The sequence below is a fragment of the Paenibacillus sp. FSL H7-0442 genome, assembly GCF_038593105.1.
In the GTDB taxonomy this organism is placed as follows: domain Bacteria; phylum Bacillota; class Bacilli; order Paenibacillales; family Paenibacillaceae; genus Paenibacillus; species Paenibacillus polymyxa_D.
In genome coordinates this window covers 3,786,519-3,810,273 of record NZ_CP151963.1, presented here as the reverse complement: position 1 = coordinate 3,810,273, position 23,755 = coordinate 3,786,519, and the positions used below count along the sequence as shown (strand labels likewise).

General features: G+C 47.6%; 24 protein-coding genes and 1 other annotated feature. Of the genes, 21 read left to right on the top strand and 3 right to left on the bottom strand.

Annotated features, from left to right (window positions below; translation table 11 throughout):
• Positions 1 to 130: 130 nt before the first annotated feature.
• Positions 131 to 847, top strand: coding sequence for a metal-dependent hydrolase (locus tag MHH57_RS16795; RefSeq protein ID WP_209949476.1), 717 nt, complete (start codon positions 131 to 133; stop codon positions 845 to 847).
• A gap of 98 nt (positions 848 to 945) precedes the next feature.
• Here the strand turns inward: MHH57_RS16795 and MHH57_RS16790 are convergent, their stop codons facing one another.
• On the bottom strand, positions 946 to 2,025 hold the full coding sequence (locus MHH57_RS16790) for a M42 family metallopeptidase (protein WP_069010446.1): 1,080 nt from the start codon (positions 2,023 to 2,025) through the stop codon (positions 946 to 948).
• A 185-nt stretch (positions 2,026 to 2,210) separates the two neighbouring features.
• Between MHH57_RS16790 and spoVAC the strand changes: the two genes are divergently transcribed.
• From spoVAC to MHH57_RS16715, 15 genes are all read left to right on the top strand, one after another.
• Complete coding sequence (gene spoVAC, locus MHH57_RS16785) at positions 2,211 to 2,717, top strand: stage V sporulation protein AC (RefSeq protein WP_029515384.1); 507 nt, start codon at positions 2,211 to 2,213, stop codon at positions 2,715 to 2,717.
• The gene (spoVAD, locus tag MHH57_RS16780; RefSeq protein WP_029515383.1) at positions 2,714 to 3,736 is read left to right on the top strand and encodes a stage V sporulation protein AD; all 1,023 of its coding nucleotides are present in this window, start codon (positions 2,714 to 2,716) and stop codon (positions 3,734 to 3,736) included. The genes spoVAC and spoVAD overlap by 4 nt, the downstream gene beginning before the upstream one ends.
• Positions 3,733 to 4,089, top strand: coding sequence for a stage V sporulation protein AE (spoVAE, locus tag MHH57_RS16775; protein ID WP_013311204.1), 357 nt, complete (start codon positions 3,733 to 3,735; stop codon positions 4,087 to 4,089). Before spoVAD ends, spoVAE begins: the two co-directional genes overlap by 4 nt.
• A gap of 215 nt (positions 4,090 to 4,304) precedes the next feature.
• A complete protein-coding gene (locus tag MHH57_RS16770) occupies positions 4,305 to 5,264 on the top strand; it encodes a MoxR family ATPase (protein ID WP_165148948.1) in 960 nt (319 codons plus the stop codon).
• A gap of 3 nt (positions 5,265 to 5,267) precedes the next feature.
• Positions 5,268 to 6,515, top strand: a complete 1,248-nt coding sequence (locus tag MHH57_RS16765) for a DUF58 domain-containing protein (RefSeq protein WP_209949478.1) — start codon at positions 5,268 to 5,270, stop codon at positions 6,513 to 6,515.
• Entirely contained in the window at positions 6,512 to 8,722 is a 2,211-nt protein-coding gene (locus tag MHH57_RS16760; RefSeq protein WP_209949480.1) for a transglutaminase domain-containing protein, read from the top strand. Before MHH57_RS16765 ends, MHH57_RS16760 begins: the two co-directional genes overlap by 4 nt.
• A 108-nt stretch (positions 8,723 to 8,830) precedes the next feature.
• Positions 8,831 to 9,361, top strand: coding sequence for a YqeG family HAD IIIA-type phosphatase (locus MHH57_RS16755; protein WP_013311200.1), 531 nt, complete (start codon positions 8,831 to 8,833; stop codon positions 9,359 to 9,361).
• Positions 9,354 to 10,481: a ribosome biogenesis GTPase YqeH gene (yqeH, locus tag MHH57_RS16750; protein ID WP_069010449.1), complete on the top strand. Its 1,128-nt coding sequence runs from the start codon at positions 9,354 to 9,356 to the stop codon at positions 10,479 to 10,481. Before MHH57_RS16755 ends, yqeH begins: the two co-directional genes overlap by 8 nt.
• Positions 10,482 to 10,591: 110 nt before the next feature.
• Positions 10,592 to 11,461: a shikimate dehydrogenase gene (aroE, locus tag MHH57_RS16745; protein ID WP_029515378.1), complete on the top strand. Its 870-nt coding sequence runs from the start codon at positions 10,592 to 10,594 to the stop codon at positions 11,459 to 11,461.
• A gap of 68 nt (positions 11,462 to 11,529) precedes the next feature.
• Positions 11,530 to 11,826: a ribosome assembly RNA-binding protein YhbY gene (gene yhbY / locus MHH57_RS16740; RefSeq protein ID WP_013311197.1), complete on the top strand. Its 297-nt coding sequence runs from the start codon at positions 11,530 to 11,532 to the stop codon at positions 11,824 to 11,826.
• A gap of 17 nt (positions 11,827 to 11,843) precedes the next feature.
• Entirely contained in the window at positions 11,844 to 12,434 is a 591-nt protein-coding gene (gene nadD / locus MHH57_RS16735) for a nicotinate-nucleotide adenylyltransferase (protein WP_029515377.1), read from the top strand.
• Positions 12,418 to 13,014, top strand: coding sequence for a bis(5'-nucleosyl)-tetraphosphatase (symmetrical) YqeK (yqeK, locus tag MHH57_RS16730; RefSeq protein WP_029515376.1), 597 nt, complete (start codon positions 12,418 to 12,420; stop codon positions 13,012 to 13,014). Before nadD ends, yqeK begins: the two co-directional genes overlap by 17 nt.
• Positions 13,011 to 13,358 (top strand): ribosome silencing factor, encoded by a 348-nt coding sequence (gene rsfS, locus MHH57_RS16725; protein ID WP_013311194.1) that lies wholly within the window; start codon positions 13,011 to 13,013, stop codon positions 13,356 to 13,358. The genes yqeK and rsfS overlap by 4 nt, the downstream gene beginning before the upstream one ends.
• On the top strand, positions 13,355 to 14,263 hold the full coding sequence (locus tag MHH57_RS16720; protein WP_029515375.1) for a S1-like domain-containing RNA-binding protein: 909 nt from the start codon (positions 13,355 to 13,357) through the stop codon (positions 14,261 to 14,263). The genes rsfS and MHH57_RS16720 overlap by 4 nt, the downstream gene beginning before the upstream one ends.
• A 3-nt stretch (positions 14,264 to 14,266) precedes the next feature.
• Positions 14,267 to 15,040 (top strand): class I SAM-dependent methyltransferase, encoded by a 774-nt coding sequence (locus MHH57_RS16715; protein ID WP_029515374.1) that lies wholly within the window; start codon positions 14,267 to 14,269, stop codon positions 15,038 to 15,040.
• 72 nt (positions 15,041 to 15,112) lie between these two features.
• Here the strand turns inward: MHH57_RS16715 and MHH57_RS16710 are convergent, their stop codons facing one another.
• The gene (locus MHH57_RS16710; RefSeq protein ID WP_029515373.1) at positions 15,113 to 15,502 is read right to left on the bottom strand and encodes a tautomerase family protein; all 390 of its coding nucleotides are present in this window, start codon (positions 15,500 to 15,502) and stop codon (positions 15,113 to 15,115) included.
• 184 nt (positions 15,503 to 15,686) lie between these two features.
• Positions 15,687 to 15,944: a binding site (T-box leader), on the top strand.
• A gap of 61 nt (positions 15,945 to 16,005) precedes the next feature.
• On the opposite strand from MHH57_RS16710, the gene leuS reads away from it, so the two are divergent.
• Entirely contained in the window at positions 16,006 to 18,444 is a 2,439-nt protein-coding gene (gene leuS / locus MHH57_RS16705) for a leucine--tRNA ligase (RefSeq protein WP_209949482.1), read from the top strand.
• Here the strand turns inward: leuS and comER are convergent.
• Positions 18,425 to 19,270, bottom strand: a complete 846-nt coding sequence (gene comER, locus MHH57_RS16700) for a late competence protein ComER (protein ID WP_165148970.1) — start codon at positions 19,268 to 19,270, stop codon at positions 18,425 to 18,427. The two genes, leuS and comER, sit on opposite strands and share 20 nt — an antisense overlap.
• A 294-nt stretch (positions 19,271 to 19,564) precedes the next feature.
• On the opposite strand from comER, the gene MHH57_RS16695 reads away from it, so the two are divergent.
• From MHH57_RS16695 to MHH57_RS16680, 4 genes are all read left to right on the top strand, one after another.
• Positions 19,565 to 20,212, top strand: a complete 648-nt coding sequence (locus MHH57_RS16695; protein WP_209949484.1) for a helix-hairpin-helix domain-containing protein — start codon at positions 19,565 to 19,567, stop codon at positions 20,210 to 20,212.
• Between the two features lie 89 nt (positions 20,213 to 20,301).
• Positions 20,302 to 20,820, top strand: a complete 519-nt coding sequence (locus MHH57_RS16690) for a cytidine/deoxycytidylate deaminase family protein (protein ID WP_069010453.1) — start codon at positions 20,302 to 20,304, stop codon at positions 20,818 to 20,820.
• A gap of 178 nt (positions 20,821 to 20,998) precedes the next feature.
• Positions 20,999 to 21,151: a hypothetical protein gene (locus tag MHH57_RS16685; RefSeq protein WP_256026030.1), complete on the top strand. Its 153-nt coding sequence runs from the start codon at positions 20,999 to 21,001 to the stop codon at positions 21,149 to 21,151.
• Positions 21,081 to 23,654 carry a ComEC/Rec2 family competence protein gene (locus MHH57_RS16680; RefSeq protein ID WP_312887694.1) on the top strand — a complete coding sequence of 858 codons (2,574 nt, stop codon included), beginning with the start codon at positions 21,081 to 21,083 and terminating at the stop codon, positions 23,652 to 23,654. The genes MHH57_RS16685 and MHH57_RS16680 overlap by 71 nt, the downstream gene beginning before the upstream one ends.
• The last annotated feature ends 101 nt before the right edge of the window (positions 23,655 to 23,755 follow it).

Sequence of the window (23,755 nt, the reverse complement as noted above, 5' to 3'; positions counted from 1 at the left end):
TGAAGTCTTTTAAATAGAATAAGCGAACTATTGTTCTCCTTTTGTTTGTCGTATACAATCGAATCATGCTGATTCAAATGGAGTGATGTTGAACTCTGTTGTATGCTGCAACGAAAGGATGTTTTGCACCATGATGGGAAGAGCCCATTTGATTATTGGAACCGGGGTCTCCCTGTCGGTATTAGCTCTAAGTGGATACGAAGTGACCCCGGCTGCCGTGGCAGCTGCTGTGGTCGGTTCACTGTTGCCGGATATTGACGAGCCTAACTCCATGCTCGTGAGCCGTGCGCTGCCAACCAAAATGCTTAGATTCGTACAGCTTCTAATGATTGGGGCTGCTGGTTGGGTATTTTTCACCCGTTTGGCTCCGCCGCCATGGAATCTTGTTCTGGCTTTGCTGATGATTAGTGCTTCTTTTATGCCTTCACGATCCATGCGCAAGGTTATTATCTTTCTAATTGGTATCGGCCTCGCCTGGTATGGAGAATCATATGCACCGTGGAATTATATCGCTGGGTGTCTGCTGATCATTTGTACGCTAGTCCCACACCGGGGGTTAACTCATACGGTATACGGGACAGTCGCATGGACTGCGCTGCTTTATGGTACAACACGTTTGCACGGTGACAGCATATGGCTGGCTGGAGGTATGGCGTACTTGCTGCATTTACTGGCAGATTCCTTGACGAATAATGGAATTAAACCTTTGCCGCCGTTCAAATGGAAGCTGCGATTTAAATTGATGAGTACCGGAACCCGGAAGGGAGCTAAGGTAGAAAACGTCTGCATTGCTCTAACTGCTGTACTTGTAGTGATTGCTTTGCTTCGTTATAAGCATTTGATTTGAAATGTTCTATCTTTTGTTTCTATTAAATTAAAAAAACAGTCAATGCACGTTGTACGTGTCTTGACTGTTTTTTATAGATAGCGATTCTCTATTACACCTTAAGCTCGTTCAATAATGGTATTCAGCGTTGTACGATCCAGGTTTTGAACCAGCTTGATGATCAGCTCTTTGGCTGCATCATAATCATCAGTGTGAATAATAGACGAGGAAGTATGGATGTATCGTCCACAGATGCCTATGACGGTGGATGGCACGCCAATTCCGCTCAAGTGCACTTGGCCTGCATCGGTTCCCCCTGTGGAGATGAAATATTGATACTTGATTTTGTGAGTTTCCGCCATGTCTTGCACGTATTCCACAATCCCGCGGTGTGTAATCATACCCGGATCAAATACCCGCAGCAGTGCGCCTTTACCGAGGTGTCCGTAAGCATTCGGGTCACCGCCCATATCATTGGCTGCACTGCAATCCAGTGCAAAGAAAATATCGGGCTGAATCAGATTGGCCGCTGTGCGTGCACCGCGCAGTCCTACTTCCTCCTGAACAGTGGCCCCCGCATACAATGTATTGGGAAGCTTGTCTTTTTCTTTATGTAACGCTTCAAGCAGTTCAATAGCCAAGCCTACACCGTAGCGGTTATCCCACGCTTTAGCCATGATTTTTTTAGGATTTGCCAGTGGTGTGAAATCACAGATTGGCGCTATGGCTGTTCCTGGTACGATCCCCAGATCCTGAGCTTCCTGTCTGCTGTCTACGCCAATATCCAGATACATATGCTTGATGTCCATAGGTTTACTGCGTTGCGATTCATCCAGCAAATGAGGCGAGATAGAGCCAACTACACCGATAACTGGGCCTTTTGGAGTCAATACTTGAAGACGTTGTGACATGATGGCTTGACTCCACCAGCCTCCAACCGGCTGAAAACGAATCATTCCATTTTCCGTAATACCATTCACGATAAAACCGACTTCATCCAGATGGCCTGCCACCATTACACGTGGTCCACTCTCTTGACCGCGTAGCACCCCAAAAAGACTGCCCAATCGATCTTGCACGATTTCATCGGTATAGCCGGATATCCGTTCCTTAACCCATGCCCGTAACTCTCGCTCATGCCCAGGAATGGAAGGAAACTCCGTTAAGGTTTTAAACAATTCCAATGTTTTTGATTCCATGATGTATACCTCACTCCTTATTAATTAACCAGTGGTCGTCATGTATTTAGTATGAATGGATTTGTACGGAATGTCCACGATATCATTTTCCTGACATAACATTTCTCCAAAAAGCTCATAATGAAAAAGACCCAAGCAATTCGAACCGCCAAGCGCGAAAACTTACAGATAAGGGGTGGTGAATGATGCCAGCTAAATCCGGGCAGCGCGGTTTTCGTACCAATACGTCGCCGCTGTCCATAAATGAGAAGGACTATCAGAATATTTCACAAAAGCATGAGCCCTCGAGAAAAGTATTTGCCAATTGTGTGCGCGCTTTTCTGGTTGGAGGCGGGATCTGTGTGATTGGACAGGCGATTCAGGAGGCTTTTATGGCAGGGATGCACATATCAGCCAAGGAGGCCGCCCCGCCGACCTCATCTATGATGATCTTGCTGGCGGTCATATTAACCTGTATCGGGGTTTACGATAAGGTTGCCCAATGGGCGGGAGCGGGAACCGCTGTGCCAATTACAGGCTTTGCTAACTCCATGTGTTCGGCTGCATTGGAATATCGTTCTGAGGGGCTGGTGCTCGGAGTGGGCGCGAATATGTTCAAACTGGCAGGCTCGGTTGTCGTATTCGGGGTGGTGGCTGCATTTATCATAGGCGTTATATATGCCATCCTTGGTGTAGGAGGCAATCACTTATGAGAAGACAGGGAGGACAAACCTGGAAGTTTGAATCGAGACCACGCATCATTGGAAGTGCCACTGTTGTGGGCCCGGATGAAGGAGAGGGGCCGTTGTCCACAGATTTTGATTATATTTATGACAATATAGAAATCAACGAGAAAACGTGGGAAAAAGCGGAACGTAGATTGATTGAGCACTCTACAGAGCTGGCGCTAATTAATGCCAATTTGAACAAAGAAGAAGTGCAGTTTTTTATTAGTGGTGATCTGATGAATCAGATTGTCAGTAGCTCCTTCTCGGCTAGCAAGCTGGCCATTCCCTATTTGGGTGTTTTTGGAGCATGCTCAACATCCATGGAAAGCTTAGCCTTAGCCGCACTTATTGTGGACTCAGAGGCCGGTGACTACGTGATGGCGGGTACGACTAGCCATAATTGTACTGTGGAAAAACAATTCCGCTATCCTAATGAATACGGATCGCAGAAGCCTCCTACGGCTCAGTATACTGTTACCGGTTCCGGCGCCGCAATAGTGGGCCATGCCAAGTCAGGGACGGTGGTGGATTGTGCTACCATTGGACGTGTAATGGACATGGGCATTAAAGACCCCTTTAATATGGGTGGAGCCATGGCTCCCGCGGCTGCGGATACGCTGTTGTCTCATTTTCGAGATACTGGCCGTGACCCTAGTTACTATGACCTCATTGTAACGGGCGATTTAGCCTCTGTGGGGCTGCCGATTGCCAAGGAGTTGCTCAAAAAAGATGGGTTTGATATGAATCAGACGGAATTTAATGATTGCGGTTTACTGATTTACGACATTAATAAGCAAAAGAAAGTCATTTCAGGAGGCAGTGGTTGTGGCTGCTCGGCTGTTGTAACCTACGGGCATTTGTTGAAGCGGATCGAAAAAGGAGAGCTACAAAAGGTACTGGTGGTGGCGACTGGAGCGTTATTATCTCCTTTGACTACACAGCAGGGTGAGAGCATTCCTTGTGTTGCACATGCTGTAGCTTTTGAGGCGGGAGGAACAGTATGATATTTCTATGGGCTTTTTTAGTGGGTGGTGCCATTTGTGTCGTGGGCCAATTGATGATGGATGTGTTCAAAATGACGCCGGCACATACGATGAGTACGTTGGTAGTTGCAGGTGCAATTGCTGATGCTGTTGGGATATACGATCCGCTTATTAAATTTGCAGGGGCGGGTGCGACCATTCCAATTACCAGTTTTGGTAACTCACTTGTACACGGCGCATTAACCGAATTGGAGAAGGACGGATGGTTGGGTGTCATTACAGGGATTTTTAGTCTGACAAGTGCAGGGATTTCCTCTGCGATTATTTTCTCTTTTCTGGCATGCTTGTTTGTTCGTCCAAAAGGAAGCATATAAAAGCAGCGTACTTTAGATTTGACATCGTAAGATAAATAATTGTATACATGTGCCCTTCGGATCTAATGACCGAAGGGTTTTTAATTGTTCTGCACATGAGAGATCGAAAGAAGGATGGAGTTTGAATAATATGGGCAGGGGGTTAAGTGTACTCTGTGCCTACCTTCATGTACAATAATAGGAAACAGGTTGCTATCTAGGAGGTTTACAGAGCTATGCCCGTACGTCAAGAATCTGTGCAGATTGTATCTGCAATCCGTTCTAATCTGGAATCATGTATATTAGGTAAATCCTTTGAAATAAAATTACTGCTTACGGCTATGCTGGCGGGTGGACACATTCTGATCGAGGATGTTCCGGGTACGGGAAAAACGCAAATGATCAAGGCTCTTGCCAAATCCATGCGCGGTGATTACCGCCGTGTTCAATGTAATCCTGATATTCTCCCGAGTGATATTACAGGGGTATCCATATTTCATCCACGGGACGAGCGTTTTTATTTCCGTCCGGGTCCTGTGATGACTAATATTTTGCTGGCGGATGAAATTAACCGAGCGACGACGAAAACCCAGTCAGCTCTGCTGGAGGTTATGGAGGAACGCAGTGTGACGGTGGATGGGGACACTCATATGTTGCCTCATCCTTTTATGTTGTGTGCGACACAAAACCCGATTGATTTTGAAGGTACTTATATGCTGCCGGAAGCACAGTTAGATCGTTTTATGCTCAAAATCAGCTTGGGTTATCCTGATATGGAGACGGAGCGAAACATGCTGCTCCATCATCAGGCAGGCCAGCCAGCAGATCGTCTGGAGGCTGTAGCTCATATGGAGCAGATTGCTGACATCCAGCAGGAAATTAGAGGGATTTATATGGACAAAGCAGTGACGTCCTATTTACTTGATATCGTACGTGCGACAAGAGAACATCCATCTGTGCTGCTGGGAGCTAGCCCCCGGGCGGCGCTTGCTTTTGTAATGGCTGCGAAGGCATACGCTTTTCTGGACAACCGTGACTATGTGCTGCCTGATGATGTGAAGGCGCTGGCACCTTATGTGCTAACGCATCGTTTGTTGCTGCGTCCCGAGGCGCGCCTGGATAGTTCCAATGCCCAGTCCGTGCTGGAGGCTGTCCTTCGGCACGTACATGTACCCGTACGAATGGAGCGTCCTTAGGGAATGAATATGGTCAAAAGGAAGCGCAGGCTTCCCCGGCTGTCAGGCCGCATCTGGCTTCTGATGGTCATATGGGTGGTGTGCCTGCTATATTTGTTGTTTCAGGGCGGCAAGACGTCGGTCATGCTGTTGTCTATGGTTACGCTGTTAATCGTTTATTTATGGATCGTTGGTCTGAGCGGAGTTCGCCGTGTGCAAGGCTCCCGGCAGCTTTCGCAAGGCTCGGAGTTTGGAGAACTGCTGCATGCAGGAGATCAAGTGCATGTAAAGCTGAGCCTCAGCATTCCTGGATTTCTTCCGTTACCCTATGTCATTGTCCGTGAGGTCCTTAAGCGACATACAGGTGAGTCCTGGTCGTTTGAGGATAGTGTCATTCCCAGTCTAAAAGGGGGCGGTCAGCTTACATTTCAGACTCCCGCTTTAGAGCGAGGAAGCTATCACTTTGAGGAAACGGAATGTGTGAGTGAGGACATCTTCGGTCTGTTGGAGCACAAAGGCAGCTTGAACGCACGCGGTGAATTTCGGGTTCTGCCCCGAACGGTATTCATTCCGTATTGGCAGATGAATGACCGTCGCTCAAGGATGTCTGGACCGCAGACTGTTCAAACTCGAACGCGGCGTGAAACGACACAAATTAACGGTGTACGGGATTATGTATATGGAGATCGGTTTTCGCGCATCCACTGGAATGCGACGGCGCGTACAGGTAGCTGGAAATCCAAGGAATTTGAGCATGAGACCGTTCCTAAAACGATGCTTGTGCTGGACGTACACATGAAGCATTATGTGAACGCCGAACAGTTTGAGCTAGCTGTATCCTCTACCGCTTCATTGCTGGAATATGGTGGACGGGAGCGAATGGGGGTTGGATTGTGCACAGCTGGAGAGAAAGGCACCGTCTTTCAACCAAGTGAGCAGACAATGGAACGACAACGAATGATGCATCACTTGGTAGACATACACACCACTTCACAAGGTAGCTTGAAATCCGCTGTAGAAAGCAGTGTGCGCCAGTTTCCGCAAGGCTGTTATTTTATACTGATTAGTCCGCTGAAGGATTATCAGGCGATGGAGCTTCTTCGCTGGGCCGATACCCGGGGGATGACTCCGTGCCACGTTTATATCGGAGAAGGTTCTGCTGAGGGAGAAGTTGAAGAATGGATGAGCATGCTTCGTGCAAGGGGAATTAAGGGCTACGATGTTGAGAGCCTTGAAGAGCTCCCGGCTGTAATGGGGGGAGGGACACTATGAAGAGCTGGTTACAATCGTTAAAGGGTTCCTGGGTCCCCGCTTTTACATTTTTATGGATTATTATTATTGCCATGCAATGGGTTTCTTTTGCTTCCGAATTATGGTTGGAAGAGACAAGAGCACTCGTACTAATGACCATTACAATGCTGGCTCTGGTGAAGATTGTACTACCAGTTCGTCCCTGGATTGAATTTATTGTTAAGGCGGCGGCGCTGTTTTTTATTTTGTATCGGACATTGGTGTCTTATTCAATCATTATCCCCTTCGGAGGGGTAGCCAATCGCCTGGACCAGTTTATTTCCAATATGTCACCTTATATTTGGTTTTCCCTCATTGCTTGGCTAGTTATTGAAATGGTGCCGCTCATCGTTACAACGAAGCAGCGGATTCTTGTTTTTGTGGGTATTAACATTGCCGCGCTGGCAGTACTTGATTCCTTCACGCCAACTGTGCTGTGGGAGGAGGTTGCTTGGATCGTCTTTGCTGGTATGGGTTGGCTGGTGACACAGCATCTGCAGTATTTTCGGCAGCATTATCCTCAAGGATGGAAGCATATTCGGCGCTATCCATATAAAATAGCAGCCAATATTGCGGTCATTTTTGCGCTCATTATTATGGCTGGTGTCAATATGCCCGAGGTACAGCCCGCTTTGACGGATCCCTATACAGCGTGGACCCAGAGAAATAGCTCAACTACCGCCGGGATCAACAATGGATCTGGGGCACTGGATCAGCGGATGAACACTGCATCGGGTTATAGTCGCCAGGATAATCGGTTGGGGGGAGGTTTTAATTTTGACTATTCTCCTGTCATGACCATCACGACCACTCAACGAAGCTATTGGCGGGGGGAAACGAAACGAACCTATTCCGGTACAGGCTGGAGTGACAAGGGCAACGATGATCAAACGTTAAATGATGTTCCAATGACCGCAGAGCTTGAAAACACACAAGAAACGCGGCATTCGACTGAGCAGGTCGTTCAGACCATTACGATGCAAAACGACCAAAGCTATCCTGTTCTATTTGGCGCTTATTCGGTGCAGCGTGTTCAATCGGTGGACAGAGATTCACGGGCAGACGGGTTACGTTGGAAGCCGGAACAGGCGGAACTGCTTTGGAATCCATCCTCCCGAAGAACTGCTTATCCTAAAACGTATACTCTGGTATCGCATGTCCCTGTGATCCCTGAGAAAGAGCTACGCACAAAAACTTTTAATGAGTTGTACGGAAAAAACAAACAGGAAGCCTATCTACAAATTCCAGATGAGTTGCCACAGCGGGTTCGTGATTTGGCTCAGAACGTAACGTCAACGGCGAAAACGCCATATGAAAAAGTCGGATTACTACAGCAGTATTTGCAGCAAAATTATGCATATACGAACAATCCGGATCTCTCACGGAAAAGAAGCAGAGATTTTGTGGATGCCTTTCTGTTTGAGATTCGGGAGGGCTATTGCGATTATTATTCCACCTCATTAGTCATGATGGCTCGCTCCGTTGGGGTTCCGGCCCGTTGGGTTAAAGGGTATGCACCTGGTCAGCAGACGTTTTCAGATGATGCAACAACGGATGAAGGTGACGAAAATATGTCCTCTTACTCCGTGACAAATGCGGATGCTCATTCCTGGGCGGAAGTATATTTAGGTGAATACGGTTGGGTTCCTGTAGAAGCAACTCCTGGCTTTGATATGCCGCTGCTTACGGAACAGGAGGATTCAAAGACTCCAGAAGCCCCAGAGGTTAAAGATCAGTCTGAACCGGAACAGCCTGAGCAGACCCCGCAGACTAATCCGGAGGAAGCTTCAAAGATTCATCCTGTAATTATAGGTTCTGCTGCTGCAATTCTGCTGTTGTGGGCTGCTTATGTCGTCTGGCGTAATCGGGCAGACCTTCACTTTTACCTGCTGCGTTTACGCAGAGGTAAGCCGTTGACTCCGGATGAAAAGGTGGTCGTCGAAACTGAGCACTGGTTAAGGTACATGCGAAGAAGGGGATTTGTCCGCGCCAGTCACGAAACACTGAGGGAATCAGTTGATAGATGGTCGCTAGAAGTACCGGAACAGGCTTCAATTTTACATCAGCTGCTTGGACGATTTGAACAGGCGCGTTATAGTCCCTCATCCGTAACCGCAGAAGATTGGCATATGGTTCGCAAGCAAGCCTCTCTGTTACACAAAGAAGGCTGGATAAAACGTCTATTTTAGTCTTTAGCTATATATTTAGTGAAAAAGCTGTCCGTTTGTTGCGGATAGCTTTTTACTAAGCCATAGTAATATGGTATAGTTTGTCGTATGAAACTGAGGTGACCGACGTTGTTTGAAATGCTGATGCCCAAATTACGGGTGAATACCGTCTTTGATATTGATCTTGAAGGCTTATATGCTCAAGGATATCGCGGCATTATTACGGATCTGGATAACACGCTGGTCGGCGCAAAAGCGCCGAATGCAACTCCCGAGCTGGTGGCCTGGTTTGAGAAGGTCAAACAGGCGGGTTTTAAGCTTGTCATCGTGTCTAACAACAATATGGACCGTGTATCCGTGTTTGCTACGCCTTTGGACATTGAATTTATACATGCCGCACGGAAGCCCTCCAACTCGTCTTTTCGTAGAGCCATCCGTATGATGGGGCTGACTCCGGAAGAAACTATTATGGTCGGAGACCAAATGTTGACGGACGTATTGGGAGGTAACCGACTGGGGTTGCATACGGTGTTGGTGTTACCGATATCCATTCATGATGAAGGAGTCATGACTCGATTTAATCGGCGGTTGGAGCGAATCGCGCTCACAAGGTTACGTAAGAAAGGCTTATGGCTTGAGGAGGAAAAGAAGAATGACTGAAAGACCTGACGGCGGCACTGCCGTCAAATGTAGTGGTTGCGGTATAACCGTGCAGACCACTAGCCCGGAGCTTCCGGGATTTATTCCTGAAAAATTGCTTACTCGCGAACCTGTCATTTGTCAGCGTTGTTTCCGAATCAAAAACTATAATGAGACGTCTTCAGTGACAGTGGATCAAGATGAGTTCTTGAAGCTGCTCAGCCAGATTGGCGACAAGGATGCACTCGTTATCCACATTGTAGATATTTTTGATTTTGAAGGCAGCTTGATTTCCGGTCTGCAACGCTTTGTAGGCTCTAATCCGGTTATACTGGCTGTAAACAAGACCGATTTGCTGCCTAAGGTAACGAATTGGAACAAGATACGTAACTGGGTACAAAAGCAAGCGAAGGAGCAAGGGCTTCGCACGGAAGAAATCGTACTGTGCTCAGCTAAAAAAAATCAGGGCTTTGACCGTCTTTTGGATGTGGTATCTGAGCTCCGTGGTAACCGCGATGTATATGTGGTTGGAGCGACAAATGTGGGTAAATCCACGCTCATTAACCGTTTGATTCGTGATTATAGCGACATGGAGCAGGAGCTCACAACGTCCCGTTACCCGGGAACTACACTCGATATGGTGAATATTCCGCTCGACGACGGCAAGCACATTATTGATACTCCGGGTATTGTATACCCTTGGCGATTCAGTGAGATCGTCTCCCGTCAGGACTTGAGCGCTATTATGCCGGACAAGCCGCTGAAGCCTGCTGCGTATCAGCTTGATGCCGGACAAACATTGTTTTTCGGCGGTATGGCCCGATTTGATTTTGTCGACGGTCAGCACCAATCTTTTACCTGCTACATTAACGGTGGTCTTAAGATACATCGCACGAAGCTGGAGCGAGCTGATCAGTTGTTCGCTGATCATGCCGGGGAATTGTTATCTCCGCCAACACGCGATCAATTGGCAGAGATGCCGGAATGGACAAGACATGAGTTCCGCGTGCCACGCAAGTCTCCATCGGACATCTATATTTCCGGCTTGGGATGGATCAGGGTAAATAGCGAGAACGGAGCTCTGGTTGCGATTCATGCTCCTCGGGGAGTCCGTGTGCTTTTGCGGCCTGCGTTGATATAACGTTGCTGTAACCATGTTATAGGGCGGCAAGGAACAGGTACTGTACTGGTTCCTGCCGCCATTCATGTATTTGTGCGGCCTAATATTTTGCAATATGGGGGAGAGCGACGATGAACAGCGGGGAGTCTGAAGCGACTGAACAAGGTCTTGTACTATTGGGCGTATTGGGTGATCCAATCAAGCACTCCAAATCGCCTCTTATGCATAAAATAGCTTTGCAGGCAGCGGCGATTGAAGGAGATTTTGTACCTCTTCATGTAAAACCGGATCAGCTGGAAGATGCCATGAAGGGGATTCGCGCTTTGCATTTCCGCGGAGTCAATGTGACGATTCCCCATAAAGTCGAGGTTATGAAATATCTGGATGAGATTGATGAAGGTGCCAGACTCATTGGCGCTGTCAATACGATAGTAAATGATAATGGACGGCTTAAGGGGTATAACACGGACGGAATTGGCTACGTACGTTCCCTCAAAGAAGAGACTTCTGTTGAGTTGAAGGGAGCAAGAATTGCTGTGCTTGGAGCCGGAGGGGCTGCTCGTGGCGTGATTCATGCTCTGTTGGAGGAGCAGCCGGAATCGGTCATTATTTTGAACCGAACACGTGACAAAGCTGAGCAACTGGCATTAGAGTGGACGACGGAAGCGATCCCAGTGAGGGGTTATTCCAACGAGGATGCCAAGAGCGTGCTCGCCACAGTGAATGTGTTGATTAACACAACCTCGGTGGGAATGTCTCCTTTATCGGATGAACTTCCACTGGAAACGAGCTTGATTCCGGAGGGAATCATTGTGAGTGATTTGATCTACAACCCGTTGGAAACGAGACTTTTACAGGAAAGCCGTGAACAGCGCGGCTGCACTGTACATGGGGGCTTGGGCATGTTCGTGTACCAGGGGGCTGTGGCTTTTGAGTATTTTACAGGGGTTGTCCCTGCTGTAGAGCAAATGAGAGCAGCTGTGCTGAGTAGCCTGTCGTAAGTAAGAGGGTACATTAAAATTATGGAAATGCTGCATTGCATATGTGGCGACGAAGGGGTTAAATATACATGTTAACAGGTAAACAAAAAAGATATCTGCGCTCAATGGCGCATCATTTGGACCCGGTTTTTCAAGTAGGCAAAAACGGTACGAATGAGCATCTTATGCGTCACATCAACGATGCGATTGAAAAGCGTGAGCTGATGAAAGTACAAATTTTGAACAACTGTTTGGACGACAAGCATGAAATTGCGGAAGAACTGGCCGCGGAGACAGGTTCTGAGCTTGTACAGATCATCGGGAGCACTATTATTTTGTACAAAGAATCCCGTGACCATAAGGAAATTGAGTTGCCTAGAGGATAACATGCGGGGAGAAAATTATGAAAATCGGTATTATGGGTGGTACATTTGACCCGATTCATATTGGACATCTGCTGGCTGGAGAAGCGGCAAGAGATGCCTATGGACTAGATCAAGTATGGTTTATGCCTTCTCATATTCCTCCGCACAAGCATCAGGCGGGGGCGAGCGGTAAAGAGCGTCTGGAGATGACGAGTGAAGCGGTGGCGGGTCATCCTGCTTTTGAAGTGCTGGATATTGAAGTGCTTCGCGGGGGAGTATCCTATACCATTGACACGATCAAGGAGCTTCAGGAGTTGCATTCTGCTGTGGATTTTTATTTTATTATTGGTGCGGATATGGTGAACTACTTGCCTCATTGGCAGGGAATTGAGGAACTGGCGCAGCGAATTTGTTTCATTGGTGTTCGGCGACCAGGATTCCAGCTTGCAATGGATGAGTTGCCACATTATTTGCAGGACAAGGTACTGTTGGCAGATATGCCAGTGGTGGACATTTCGTCCACGGATATTCGAGAGCGTGCTGCGGAAGGGCGCACTATCCGTTATCTTGTGCCTGATCGAGTGCATGACTATATTACAAGGGGCGGTTTGTATGAAGTACAGCCGTGAGCAATTAATGGAAGCCGTATCTGGTCAAATGCCTGAAAAACGCTGGAAGCACACACTAGGTGTTATGCATACCTCAGTGGAGCTTGCGAAGCGTTATGGAGTAGATCCGGATAAGGCCGAACTGGCGGCTATTTTGCATGATGTAGCGAAATATTGGCCTGTTCAGCAGATGGAAGAAGTGATTCGCAGTCATCCCGAATGTGATCAGGAGCTTTTGGAACATGACAAGCAGCTCTGGCATTCAGAGGTAGGATACTGCGTTGCAGCAAGAGATTACGGAGTGGATGATTCTGAAATAAGGAATGCGATCCGCTGGCATACGTCAGGACGCGTAGGTATGAGCCTGCTGGACAAAGTCGTGTGTCTCGCTGATTACATCGAACCGGGACGGGATTTTCCCGGGGTTGAGCATATCCGTAAACAGGCAAAGAAAAGTTTGGAGCAGGGCCTTGTCGCTGGATTTGACTCCACAATTTCATTGTTGCTGGAGAAGAAAAAGGTTATTTTTCCACTGACAGTCTTGTCGCGCAATGACTTGATTCAACAACTAAAACAGAGAAAAACGGAGGTTCATGAATGACCCTAACTAATGAGCAATTAATGCAAACAGCGGTTGATGCCGCAAATGATAAAAAAGCAATGAATATTGTCGCACTGGATTTGCGGGGAATATCACTAGTAGCTGATTATTTTGTCATCTGCCACGGTAATTCGGATACACAGGTACAGGCGATTGCAACAGAAATTCGCAAACGCGCTCATGATGAAGGTGTAACTATCAAAGGAATCGAAGGGATGGATTCCGCCCGTTGGGTTCTAATGGATTTGGGGGATGTCGTAGTGCATGTCTTCCATCGCGACGAGCGCGAATATTACAACATTGAACGACTCTGGTCGGATGCTAAGGTTGTGGAAAAGGTATGAGTTTGATCGCCGGTACTTATGTCACCATTATGGTGGATCGTGAGGTATCTCCTTTCGGCTACTTTCTCACTGTTGGTGAGCAGGATGTGCTGCTGCACTATACGGAGCTGACACGTGAAATTGAAGTTGGTGAACGGTTGGAGGTATTTATTTTTCACGATACAGAGGACCGTTTGGCCGCAACCATGAAAAAGCCGTTCTTGTCGTTGGGCGAAATGGCTAAGCTTGAGGTGGCCGATGTGCATCCGCGTTTGGGTTGTTTCCTGGAGATGGGATTGGGTCGTCAGCTTTTGCTGCCGATTCGTGAGTTGCCAGAAAACCGAGATTTGCATCCTCGGGTGGGCGACTACGTGTATGCCATTATGGAGCATGACAAGCAAGGCAGATTGCGGGCTAAGCTGGCAGGGGAACAGGAACTGGCTCCGTTGTGCTTCCACGCCCCTGATTCGTGGCTGAATACGTGGGTGCAGGCGACTGTGTACAAGCCGCTTCAAATGGGCACATTCGTTCTGGTGGACGGAGGGGTGCTTGGTTTTGGCGCGATTGGGATGATTCACTCCTCAGAACGCAACCGGATGCTTCGCTTGGGCGAAGAGGTTAAGGTACGGGTCACGCTTGTTCGCGAAGACGGTCGGGTCAATCTGGCAATGTCGCCACGCAAGGAAGTGGGCCGTGATGAGGATGCGGATCGATTGATTGCTTTTCTGAAAGAGCGTCCGGGCGGCGGTATGCCTTACTCCGACGCAACACCGCCGGATATTATCAAGCAACGGTTTGGTATTAGTAAATCCGCCTTCAAGCGTGCGATGGGCAAGCTGATGAAGGAAGGAATGGTTACACAAAAGGAAAACTGGACCTACCTGGTGGAGAAAATGCCGAAACCGAAGGACGGGAATGGGGAATAAAAAATGGCTTCTTACCGGAAGTTTGCCTATGTGTATGATGAGCTGATGCAGGACATGCCGTACCCGGACTGGTTGCGCTTTGCACGGCAGGCTTGGGATCAGTACGGGATGCCGCATACGGTGGCCGAGCTGGGCTGCGGAACGGGTTCAATTACGATTCCCCTGGTTAACTCAGGGTTCGAAGTGGCTGGAATCGACTTATCCTCTGACATGCTGGCAGTAGCCCGTCGCAAAATGGAAACCACTCCACAGGGACAGCGATTGTTTCGTGAGGGAAGCGTTCGCTGGATACAGCAGGATATGAGAGAATGGATTTTACCCGAGCCTGTGGATTCTGTAATTTCTTTTTGCGATTGTCTGAATTACTTGTTGGAGGAAGAAGATATCATTTCTACTTTTCGCAGAACGCATGTTGGTCTGAAGCCTGGCGGAACCTTTTTGTTCGATGTGCATCATCCCCAGACGTTTTTACGTTATGATGAAGAGCAGCCTTTCGTACTGGACGAACGCTCTATCTCATATATCTGGACATGTGCGTTGGACACTCCCCGTTGTGAAATTGAGCATCATCTTAGTATCTTTGCGAAAGCAGAACATGAAGGACGCGATCTATACCAGCGTTTCGAGGAAATACATGTACAACGTGCCTATGACCCAGACTGGATGAAGGCAGAATTGTCCAAAGCGGGTTTTCGCGATGTGAAGGTATATGCGGATTTTGAATGGGTAGAAGCAGAAGATGACGCGGCGAGACTGTTTTATGTTGCTGTAAAATAGCAAAGATTCATTGAACGAATATGGGAAAAAAAAGACGCTTTTCATGATGACATGAAGGGCGTCTTTTTGCACTTATATATTCACTTTATAGTTCAACTGAAGCTCATCACCCGGTACACCCCGAATGCCCCAGTTCTGTTTGGGTGTTTCAAATATAGTAATCTCAAGATCCTGTGGAGAAATACCCAAAAGATCGTTAATTCTTTGGAATAACAGGCTAATGAGTTGCTTCTTAGCTTCTATCGTTCTGCCTTCAAAGATACTGATTTCAATAATGGTGTACGCCTCAGAGCGACCATCGGCATATATAAAATCTTCCTGATCCATAGGAAAAAAACGATGAAACCTCTTGTCAGGAGGATATTTGAACGCATCCACCACAGCAGAATGAATCACCTCTGAAAGTTGCTTTTTGATTGGATTTAGAGTCTCTTTTATTCCGTAAATTTTAATTTGTGCCATGTCTCAGCTCACCTTTCTTATCTCAACTCATCTCAGCTTGAAGCGATTTAACTCGGAATTATTATAAAACATTCGTATGCATGTGTCATGAAAATTTAGTATGGAGAGGGCTCTTAACACCAAAGGTAGTCCTTATTTGACTTTTTTCGCGGTTTTCAATATAATAGTGCCATTATTAACGGTTAAACAATCGCTGATGAGGAATAGTAGCTTTGTCTGGACATGTAGAGAGCCGGCGGGTGGTGCAAGCCGGTTGACAGCACAAAGTGAACTCGCCTCGGAGATATGCGTCCAACGCAGGAACGCCCTATACTGGTGCTTGTATCCTGTTATTAACCCGCATCGGATCACCTCCGTTATCAGGTGCAAAGGGAGTAGAACGCGAAGAACGCTTTCTGCTAACTAGGGTGGTACCACGGGAATATAACCTCTCGTCCCTAGCGCTGACACGCTACGGGATGCAGAGGTTTTTTTGTTGCATACCGTTTGAGGAGGAAAAGACAATGACAGACACACAGCCGAAGCACGGCTATCAACCGCAAAGTATTGAACCAAAATGGCAGAAATATTGGGATGAGAACAAGACGTTCCGCACCGGGGAAGAACCGGGCAAACCGAAGTTTTATGCTTTGGATATGTTTCCGTACCCATCTGGAGCCGGCCTGCATGTAGGCCACCCGGAGGGCTACACAGCTACGGATATTGTTTCACGTTATAAAAGAATGCGCGGCTACAACGTACTGCATCCGATGGGTTGGGACGCCTTCGGTCTGCCTGCGGAGCAGCATGCGCTGGATACAGGGGAGCACCCACGCGAAATTACGGTGAAAAACGTAAATAACTTCCGCCGTCAAATCAAATCGCTCGGCTTCTCCTACGACTGGGATCGTGAAATCAGCACGACGGATCCTGATTATTACAAATGGACACAATGGATCTTCATCCAGCTGTACAAGCGCGGCCTTGCATATGTAGCTGAAGTACCTGTGAACTGGTGCCCAGCGCTGGGAACGGTGCTGGCGAATGAAGAAGTTATTGACGGTAAGAGTGAGCGTGGCGGTCATCCGGTCGTCCGTAAACCAATGCGTCAATGGATGCTGAAAATTACGGAATACGCGGATCGTCTGCTGGATGATCTGGAGGAACTGGATTGGTCTGAGAGTATTAAGGATATGCAACGGAACTGGATCGGTAAGTCTACCGGGGCAGAGGTTCGTTTTCCGATTGAAGGCTATGACGAGCAACTCACAGTATTTACAACTCGCCCAGATACACTGTTCGGCGCAAGCTACTGTGTGCTGGCACCAGAGCAGGAATTGGTGGATATTATCACTACGCCTGAGCAAAAGGATGCTGTACAACAGTACCGTGAACAAGCTGCTCGTAAAAGCGATCTGGAGCGTACGGATCTGGCCAAGGATAAAACAGGCGTATTCACAGGAGCTTATGCAGTGAACCCAGTGAACGGCGAAAAGCTGCCGATCTGGATTGCTGACTATGTACTGGCAGGCTACGGAACTGGAGCGATTATGGCTGTACCTGCTCACGATACGCGTGACTGGGAATTTGCCAAGCAATTCGGATTGAATATCATTGAGGTTGTCCAAGGTGGAGATGTGGCTAATGAGCCATATACTGAGGATGGACCGCACGTGAATTCAGGCCCGCTGAATGGACTTACCAACGAGGAAGCGATTCCGAAGATGATTGAATGGCTGGAAGCCGAGGGCAAAGGACACGGCAAAGTCACCTACCGCCTGCGTGACTGGCTGTTCAGCCGTCAACGCTATTGGGGCGAGCCGATTCCGGTAATTCATCTGGAGGATGGAACGATCAAAACGGTTCCTGAGGACCAACTTCCGCTCGTACTGCCGGAGATGGACAATATTAAGCCTTCAGGTACAGGTGAATCCCCGCTGGCGAACGCAACAGATTGGGTGGAAACCATTGATCCTGAGACAGGTATGAAAGCACGTCGCGAGACGAATACAATGCCGCAATGGGCAGGAAGTTGCTGGTATTACCTGCGCTTTATTGATCCGAAAAATGACAAAGAGCTTGTATCCAAAGAGAAACAACGTGAATGGATGCCTGTTGATTTGTATATTGGCGGAGCTGAACATGCGGTTCTTCACTTGCTGTATGCCCGTTTCTGGCATAAGGTATTGTATGATATCGGCGTAGTGGAAACGAAAGAGCCTTTTTATAAGCTGGTCAACCAGGGTATGATTTTGGGCAACAACAATGAAAAAATGAGTAAATCACGCGGTAATGTCATTAATCCTGATGATATTGTCAATACGTTTGGCGCCGATACGCTGCGTATTTATGAGATGTTTATGGGGCCGCTGGAAGCGACCAAGCCATGGAATGAGAATGGGGTAGAGGGAGCACATCGTTTTCTGTCCCGCGTATGGCGCCTGTTTGTTTCCGAGGATGGTAGCCTGAACGATAAAATTACAAATGACGGCGGTAGCGATGAGTTCAATCGTACTTGGCATAAAACGCTGAAAAAAGTAACTGAAGATCTGGATGCACTGCGCTTCAATACAGCGATCAGCCAGCTGATGATCTTCACCAACGATGCATATAAAGCAGACCTTCTGCCGCGTGCAGCAATGGAAAACTTCGTGCAAATGCTGTCGCCGCTTGCACCCCATCTGGCCGAGGAATTGTGGCAGCTGCTGGGGCACAATGATAGCATTACCTACGCGGCTTGGCCTGCTTATGATGAAGCATGGACGGTGGACGCCGAAGTGGAAATTGTTATGCAAGTGAATGGTAAAATTGTGCAGCGTGCAACGATTGCCAAGGATCTTGATGCTAAAGCGATGGAAGCATTCGCTGTGTCGTTGGACAATGTTCAGCAGGCACTGGCCGGCAAAACGATCCGCAAGGTAATTGCTGTTCCAGGTAAGCTGGTTAATATTGTTGCCGGTTAATTGGCTTTAAGCCGAAGGAGACATCTATCTTTTGCATGTCCTCTTCATATTTGTTGTGCGTTACCTGTATCAGCTCGGGAAAGACACTATGCAGGCTGATGTCCAACAGTGCGAGAGCTTCGGCGGTAATACCTCCGGGAACCGCTACTCTGGCCTGTAACTCGGCTGGTGTCATCCCGCCTTCCGTGAGCAGCTTTCCAGTGCCGATGATCATTTCACCGGCCAGAGCGCATAGCTCCGTGCGGTCCATACCTGTAGCTTGAACTGCGGCTTGAATCCACTGGTCCATAAAAAAGGCCAAGAAAGCAGGACCACAACTCGAAAAATCCGACGTGATCCGAGTATAAGATTCTTTAACCCGAATCGGCCTGCTGATGTGGGACATAAGCTCTTCCAGAAGGAAGCGATCCTCCTCTGTAATCCGGCTTCCATGGATGCATAGTGAGGCTCCGCTGCCTACTTGGTGGGTGATACTGGGAATAATTTTGGACACTTTAGCTTTCATTGCATGCTCTAAAATACGAATCTGCACCGGGCTTGTGATAGATACGACGATTTGCTCTTCTGTAATGACGTTGCGTATTTCATCCGTTACGGCTTTTGATTCCAGCGGCTTCACACAGATAAACAGAACATCGCTTTCCGCTGCCGTTTCACGGTTGCTTTGGGCTGCATGCAAACCTGGATAACGACGGGCTAGCTCGGTTACCTTGGAATGCGTTCGATTACTTGCTGATATTTGCTGCGGCTTGAGTGCGTTAGAATGAATAAAAGACTCAATTAGCAGACTTCCCATGCTGCCAGTCCCGATAAATCCAACTTTCATTGTTCAACGTCCTCCTTTCATACTTTGCGGTATAGACGCTGTGCTGTCAGCTGTCATTCTTCTTAGTGTATGCGCCTGGTCTTGGCCGACATGACGAATTTTATGTCTGAGCATGTTAGATCGTGCCCGGGGTCGTACCACTTTATTGTAAAAATGCTCACAGCGAGACCGTATGGAGGTTGTTTACATCCTCCGGCTAAACGGGAATTGGACAGACGTGCTCTGTTTGATAGAGACGGTGTTTTCAGTCGGCTCAATTTCCCGAATCCATGTGGAGTAGGGGACGATACGGAAATGAAACGCGTATGGACAGGAACAGCGATAACGCTTGCTGTAATCGGCAGTGGACTTATTTTATTTGCCGGAGGACAGCGTTCTGAGCCGCAAGAAGAGTGGACTTTACTTAACCATAAGGTGGAGCAGGCTGTGGCGATGGATTCAGAGCCAAATGAGTCGCAGCGCAGCAGTGACTATGCCCAGGAAAAGCCTGCTGTAAAAGAACCTTCAGACAAAGCTGAGCGCAGTAGGAATGCCGAAGCCGCTTACAAAGTGAAAAGTGATACTGTGCAGATATCTACTGGTATATCTGCTGCTCTGAGCGGAAACTCTATTGCGGGAAATTCGAGTGCCGTAAAGCAGTCAGGTGTTGCGGATCCGACCTCAGACACAGGTATTGTTAGTTCGAGTGGTGCAACGACGAGTAGGACCAATACGGTAAGTGATTCGGTTACTACACCCCTTTCCGGCGAAAAGAAGGTAAACATCAACACGGCGACTGCTGCCGAGTTAATGGAGCTACCAGGGGTTGGGGCTAAAAAAGCCGAGGCTATTTTGAACTACCGTAATCAGCACGGGGCGTTCAAACGTGTGAATGATTTGGATCATGTAAAAGGAATCGGAGCTAAAATGTTGGCGAAAATGAAGCCGTATGTCAGCTTGTAACTTATGTAATAATTACATTGTACATGCCCTGAGAACGACGGTAGCGGATATGGTTTACGTTTTAACTTGTTTATACGGGAGAGATGGAAATGAGTGCAGATGTACGCAAGGACTGGGACACTTACTTCATGGATATCGCTTATATGGTATCCACCCGTTCGCGCTGTGCGCGGCGTCATGTTGGAGCCGTACTTGTACAAGGTAAAAAGCTCTTGGGGACGGCCTATAATGGAGCACCATCGGGGGTGCCTGACTGTTCAGAGGCAGGTTGTATGATTTCAGAGGAGTATGAGGTCGTTCACCGTGATGGGCACGAGGAAATGGTTAAAAAGCAGCGTTGTATTCGCACTATTCATGCGGAGCAGAACCTGCTGCTGTTTACTGACCGAATTGATCGTGAAGGCTCTTCAGTATATGTCACCGATCAGCCATGCTGGACGTGTGCCAATATGTTGGCGAACAGCGGTATTGTGGAGATTGTATACCACCGACCTTATCCCAAAGATGCCGACAAGGTTCGTGCTATGATGGAGGAAAAGGGCATCGCTTTTCGTATGCTGAAGACCTATCATCCGCCAAAAGAAACGCTGATGGATGTTATGAATTAAAAAGTAAACGAGGAAGAACCTCTGACGAATGCTATTTTGTCAGAGGTTCTTTTTGTTTTGTGTTTGTGAACAGAAAGCAATGTTTGCTACCGGAAGGTGATCGTATTCAAGCTAAGCTTGTGTTAACTAGACCTATATTGACCCTTACTGTTTGTTGGATTACAGGAAGTGTGGGAGCATGTCTGTATTCTGGACGTATGCTTTTGTTGCTCTGGGCGGGGGTTACTCTGATCTTTCCGCTTATAGCTTTATTGATAAAAATCCCCATTCGGCATATGGTATTACTTTGGCTTGTATTCAGCGGGGGTGGATTTCATTGGTTTTGGCATGATATGCATAATGTTAGCAGTATTCCCGATGCTCTTCATGTATCGTCTTCTATGGTGGAAGACATGCCTGTTCAAGCAGCAGGGTTTATCGCTTCTGAAGTACAGGTAGATGGTGATCGAACACAGTTTGAGATGAGAGTTACTTCAATCAATCACTTCGGAAATCATTCGAACAAGGACGAGAATCGTGCACCAATTTCTGAACAGGTCATTGTTCATATCAAGTTGGCTGCCAAGCAGGAACAGCAACTTGCGGCAGCATGGCAACGTGGAGATGCGATCCTACTGCGTGGCACCTTAAAGGCTCCTGCAAAAGCGGGGAACTTTGGTGGCTTTGATTACAGTGAATACCTGCACACACAGGAAATCCACTGGCTTTTCAAAGGCGATGGGGCAGCCTCGTTACAGAAGCAGGATGCTTCACTATGGAACCGCTACACTTTGTTCAGGTGGAATGACCAGCTTAGGGAGCAGCTAGGACAGAGAATGGAACTGGCATTTACATCGCTTCATCACGCAGGATATATGAAAGGACTGGTACTTGGGGTAACAGATGAGTTGGACCCAGCAACCTATAACGAGTTTACGCAGCTTGGTTTAACGCATATTTTAGCAATATCGGGCATGCATGTGGCGGTATATGCAGCTACACTATTATATCTACTCAGGCTGTTACGAGTTAGCCGCGAGACATCTCTTACGGTCGTGATGATACTCATTCCGGCTTATGTCCTGCTGACTGGTGCTTCTGCCTCTGTTGTGAGGGCAGGAATTATGGCGATGATCGGCTTGTTTGCAGCCCGACGAGGGTTGCTCAAAGACGGACTTAATATTCTAAGTATATCCGCGCTGCTCATGCTGATTTGGAATCCATATTATCTACTTAGCGTCAGCTTTCAGCTTTCCTTTTTGGTGACAGGTGGGTTGCTCATTTATATGCCGCTTATGAAGCCGTTTTTCGCCAAATGGCCTTTCCTGATCGGCGGTGAAGTTGCGATTACAATTACGGCACAGCTTGTTTCGTTTCCAATGACGGTATTCTACTTTAATCAATTTTCGCTGCTATCATTTGCGGCCAATTTTGTGCTTGTACCTCTTATTACATATATCGTGCTTCCATTGGGTACGGTGGCGATGGGAGTTGCCTTTTTGTGGGGGGATGGGGCTCGCATTTTTGCTTGGCCGGCAGAGCAATTGAACGATTTGACCTTTTTACTAGTAAAATGGCTGAATGTGGATGATGCTTATGTGAGTATTTGGCCGTCTTCCTCCATTCTGTGGGTCATAGCGTATTACGTAGCTTTGTACAGTGTTTTGTACTGGCTCACAACGTGGCTGACATCCCGCAGAAAAACGAACGACATTACCGTCTTGGACTCTACTCCCAATTCATCAACTATCTATACAGGATTAGCAGCTTCTTCAGAGTGGGCGGCTATATTGCATACGGCTCTTGAACCTGAGGGAGCAGGGAGATTTGCGCGTCGACAGTGGAATGGTTATCGTCATTTGGCACTGGCTCTAAGTGTTATTGCTTGGCTTGGAATATTGTATACAGGTTACCAATCTCCTGGTGAGGGTAATACGGGAATTGTTCAATATCTGGATGTGGGCCAAGGTGACAGCATTTTAATCACAACGCCGGGCGGGAAACATATCTTGGTTGATGGCGGGGGGACAATGGACTTTGCAACAGGGAAAAATGCTTGGCGCAAGCGTGCAGATCCCTACGAGGTAGGTAAAGATACGCTTGTACCCTTACTAAAGCAACGAGGTGTGCATCGACTAGATGCTGTCATTTTAACACACGGAGATCATGATCATGCCGGAGGATTACAAGCTGTGCTTGACCAGATTCCCGTATCTACCTTGTTTTTTAATGGTACCCTGACAGATAAAGCTCCATTCCGTAAGCTGTTGAACACGGCTTTAGATAAGCAGATCAAGCTGTACGGGGCACATCATAGCATGGAATGGGAACCAGACCAGGCTACGAAAATCCGCTTTCTCTATCCGTTTACGCTACCGGATAACGAATCTGAACAGCTGCCTGTTATGAAGGAACAAAATCATTACTCTGTTGCCATGATATTGGAGATGGAGGGAGCCTCCTTTTTGTTCACAGGAGATATGGATGATGCAGCAGAGTCATTGTTGCTTGCTGAATTAACCCCTTCTTCATTCCGTTTGAAAGATGAGGGAGCAACGGGAGGGGCAAGGAATGCTATAGATGTCATGAAAATAGCACATCACGGCAGCAAGTATTCTACCTCGGAAGAGTGGTTATCCTACTGGCGACCGAGAGTATCTGTTATTTCGGTCGGTGCGACCAATACTTACGGACATCCGAATGAAGCGGTATTGGAACGTTTGTCAGCAGTTGATTCTGCTATATATCGAACCGATACGATGGGAGAGATACAGATTCGAGCACAGCAAGGAAAACTGAGTGTGCGGTACCAACGCAAACAGTACAAAACAGATACGAATACAACAACACACTAAAACGGGTGCTCACTCTTAGGAGTGTGTTGTTTGCTTTGAATCCAATCTACATGGACAGTAGCTGTAAGCTTTGATAGAATCAAATGAGTTATGAAAATGAG

What these genes read in the sequence shown, in the direction of transcription:
- MHH57_RS16760 (WP_209949480.1), top strand. Translation starts at nt 6,512, where the DNA reads ATGAAGAGCTGGTTACAATCGTTAAAGGGTTCCTGGGTCCCCGCTTTT.
- nadD (WP_029515377.1), top strand. Translation starts at nt 11,844, where the DNA reads ATGAAAATCGGTATTATGGGTGGTACATTTGACCCGATTCATATTGGA.
- spoVAE (WP_013311204.1), top strand. Translation starts at nt 3,733, where the DNA reads ATGATATTTCTATGGGCTTTTTTAGTGGGTGGTGCCATTTGTGTCGTG.
- spoVAC (WP_029515384.1), top strand. Translation starts at nt 2,211, where the DNA reads ATGCCAGCTAAATCCGGGCAGCGCGGTTTTCGTACCAATACGTCGCCG.
- leuS (WP_209949482.1), top strand. Translation starts at nt 16,006, where the DNA reads ATGACAGACACACAGCCGAAGCACGGCTATCAACCGCAAAGTATTGAA.
- yqeK (WP_029515376.1), top strand. Translation starts at nt 12,418, where the DNA reads ATGAAGTACAGCCGTGAGCAATTAATGGAAGCCGTATCTGGTCAAATG.
- MHH57_RS16765 (WP_209949478.1), top strand. Translation starts at nt 5,268, where the DNA reads ATGAATATGGTCAAAAGGAAGCGCAGGCTTCCCCGGCTGTCAGGCCGC.
- aroE (WP_029515378.1), top strand. Translation starts at nt 10,592, where the DNA reads ATGAACAGCGGGGAGTCTGAAGCGACTGAACAAGGTCTTGTACTATTG.
- spoVAD (WP_029515383.1), top strand. Translation starts at nt 2,714, where the DNA reads ATGAGAAGACAGGGAGGACAAACCTGGAAGTTTGAATCGAGACCACGC.
- yqeH (WP_069010449.1), top strand. Translation starts at nt 9,354, where the DNA reads ATGACTGAAAGACCTGACGGCGGCACTGCCGTCAAATGTAGTGGTTGC.
- rsfS (WP_013311194.1), top strand. Translation starts at nt 13,011, where the DNA reads ATGACCCTAACTAATGAGCAATTAATGCAAACAGCGGTTGATGCCGCA.
- MHH57_RS16685 (WP_256026030.1), top strand. Translation starts at nt 20,999, where the DNA reads ATGTCTGTATTCTGGACGTATGCTTTTGTTGCTCTGGGCGGGGGTTAC.
- MHH57_RS16720 (WP_029515375.1), top strand. Translation starts at nt 13,355, where the DNA reads ATGAGTTTGATCGCCGGTACTTATGTCACCATTATGGTGGATCGTGAG.
- MHH57_RS16770 (WP_165148948.1), top strand. Translation starts at nt 4,305, where the DNA reads ATGCCCGTACGTCAAGAATCTGTGCAGATTGTATCTGCAATCCGTTCT.
- comER (WP_165148970.1), bottom strand. Translation starts at nt 19,270, where the DNA reads ATGAAAGTTGGATTTATCGGGACTGGCAGCATGGGAAGTCTGCTAATT.
- MHH57_RS16710 (WP_029515373.1), bottom strand. Translation starts at nt 15,502, where the DNA reads ATGGCACAAATTAAAATTTACGGAATAAAAGAGACTCTAAATCCAATC.
- MHH57_RS16715 (WP_029515374.1), top strand. Translation starts at nt 14,267, where the DNA reads ATGGCTTCTTACCGGAAGTTTGCCTATGTGTATGATGAGCTGATGCAG.
- yhbY (WP_013311197.1), top strand. Translation starts at nt 11,530, where the DNA reads ATGTTAACAGGTAAACAAAAAAGATATCTGCGCTCAATGGCGCATCAT.
- MHH57_RS16795 (WP_209949476.1), top strand. Translation starts at nt 131, where the DNA reads ATGATGGGAAGAGCCCATTTGATTATTGGAACCGGGGTCTCCCTGTCG.
- MHH57_RS16790 (WP_069010446.1), bottom strand. Translation starts at nt 2,025, where the DNA reads ATGGAATCAAAAACATTGGAATTGTTTAAAACCTTAACGGAGTTTCCT.
- MHH57_RS16695 (WP_209949484.1), top strand. Translation starts at nt 19,565, where the DNA reads ATGAAACGCGTATGGACAGGAACAGCGATAACGCTTGCTGTAATCGGC.
- MHH57_RS16690 (WP_069010453.1), top strand. Translation starts at nt 20,302, where the DNA reads ATGAGTGCAGATGTACGCAAGGACTGGGACACTTACTTCATGGATATC.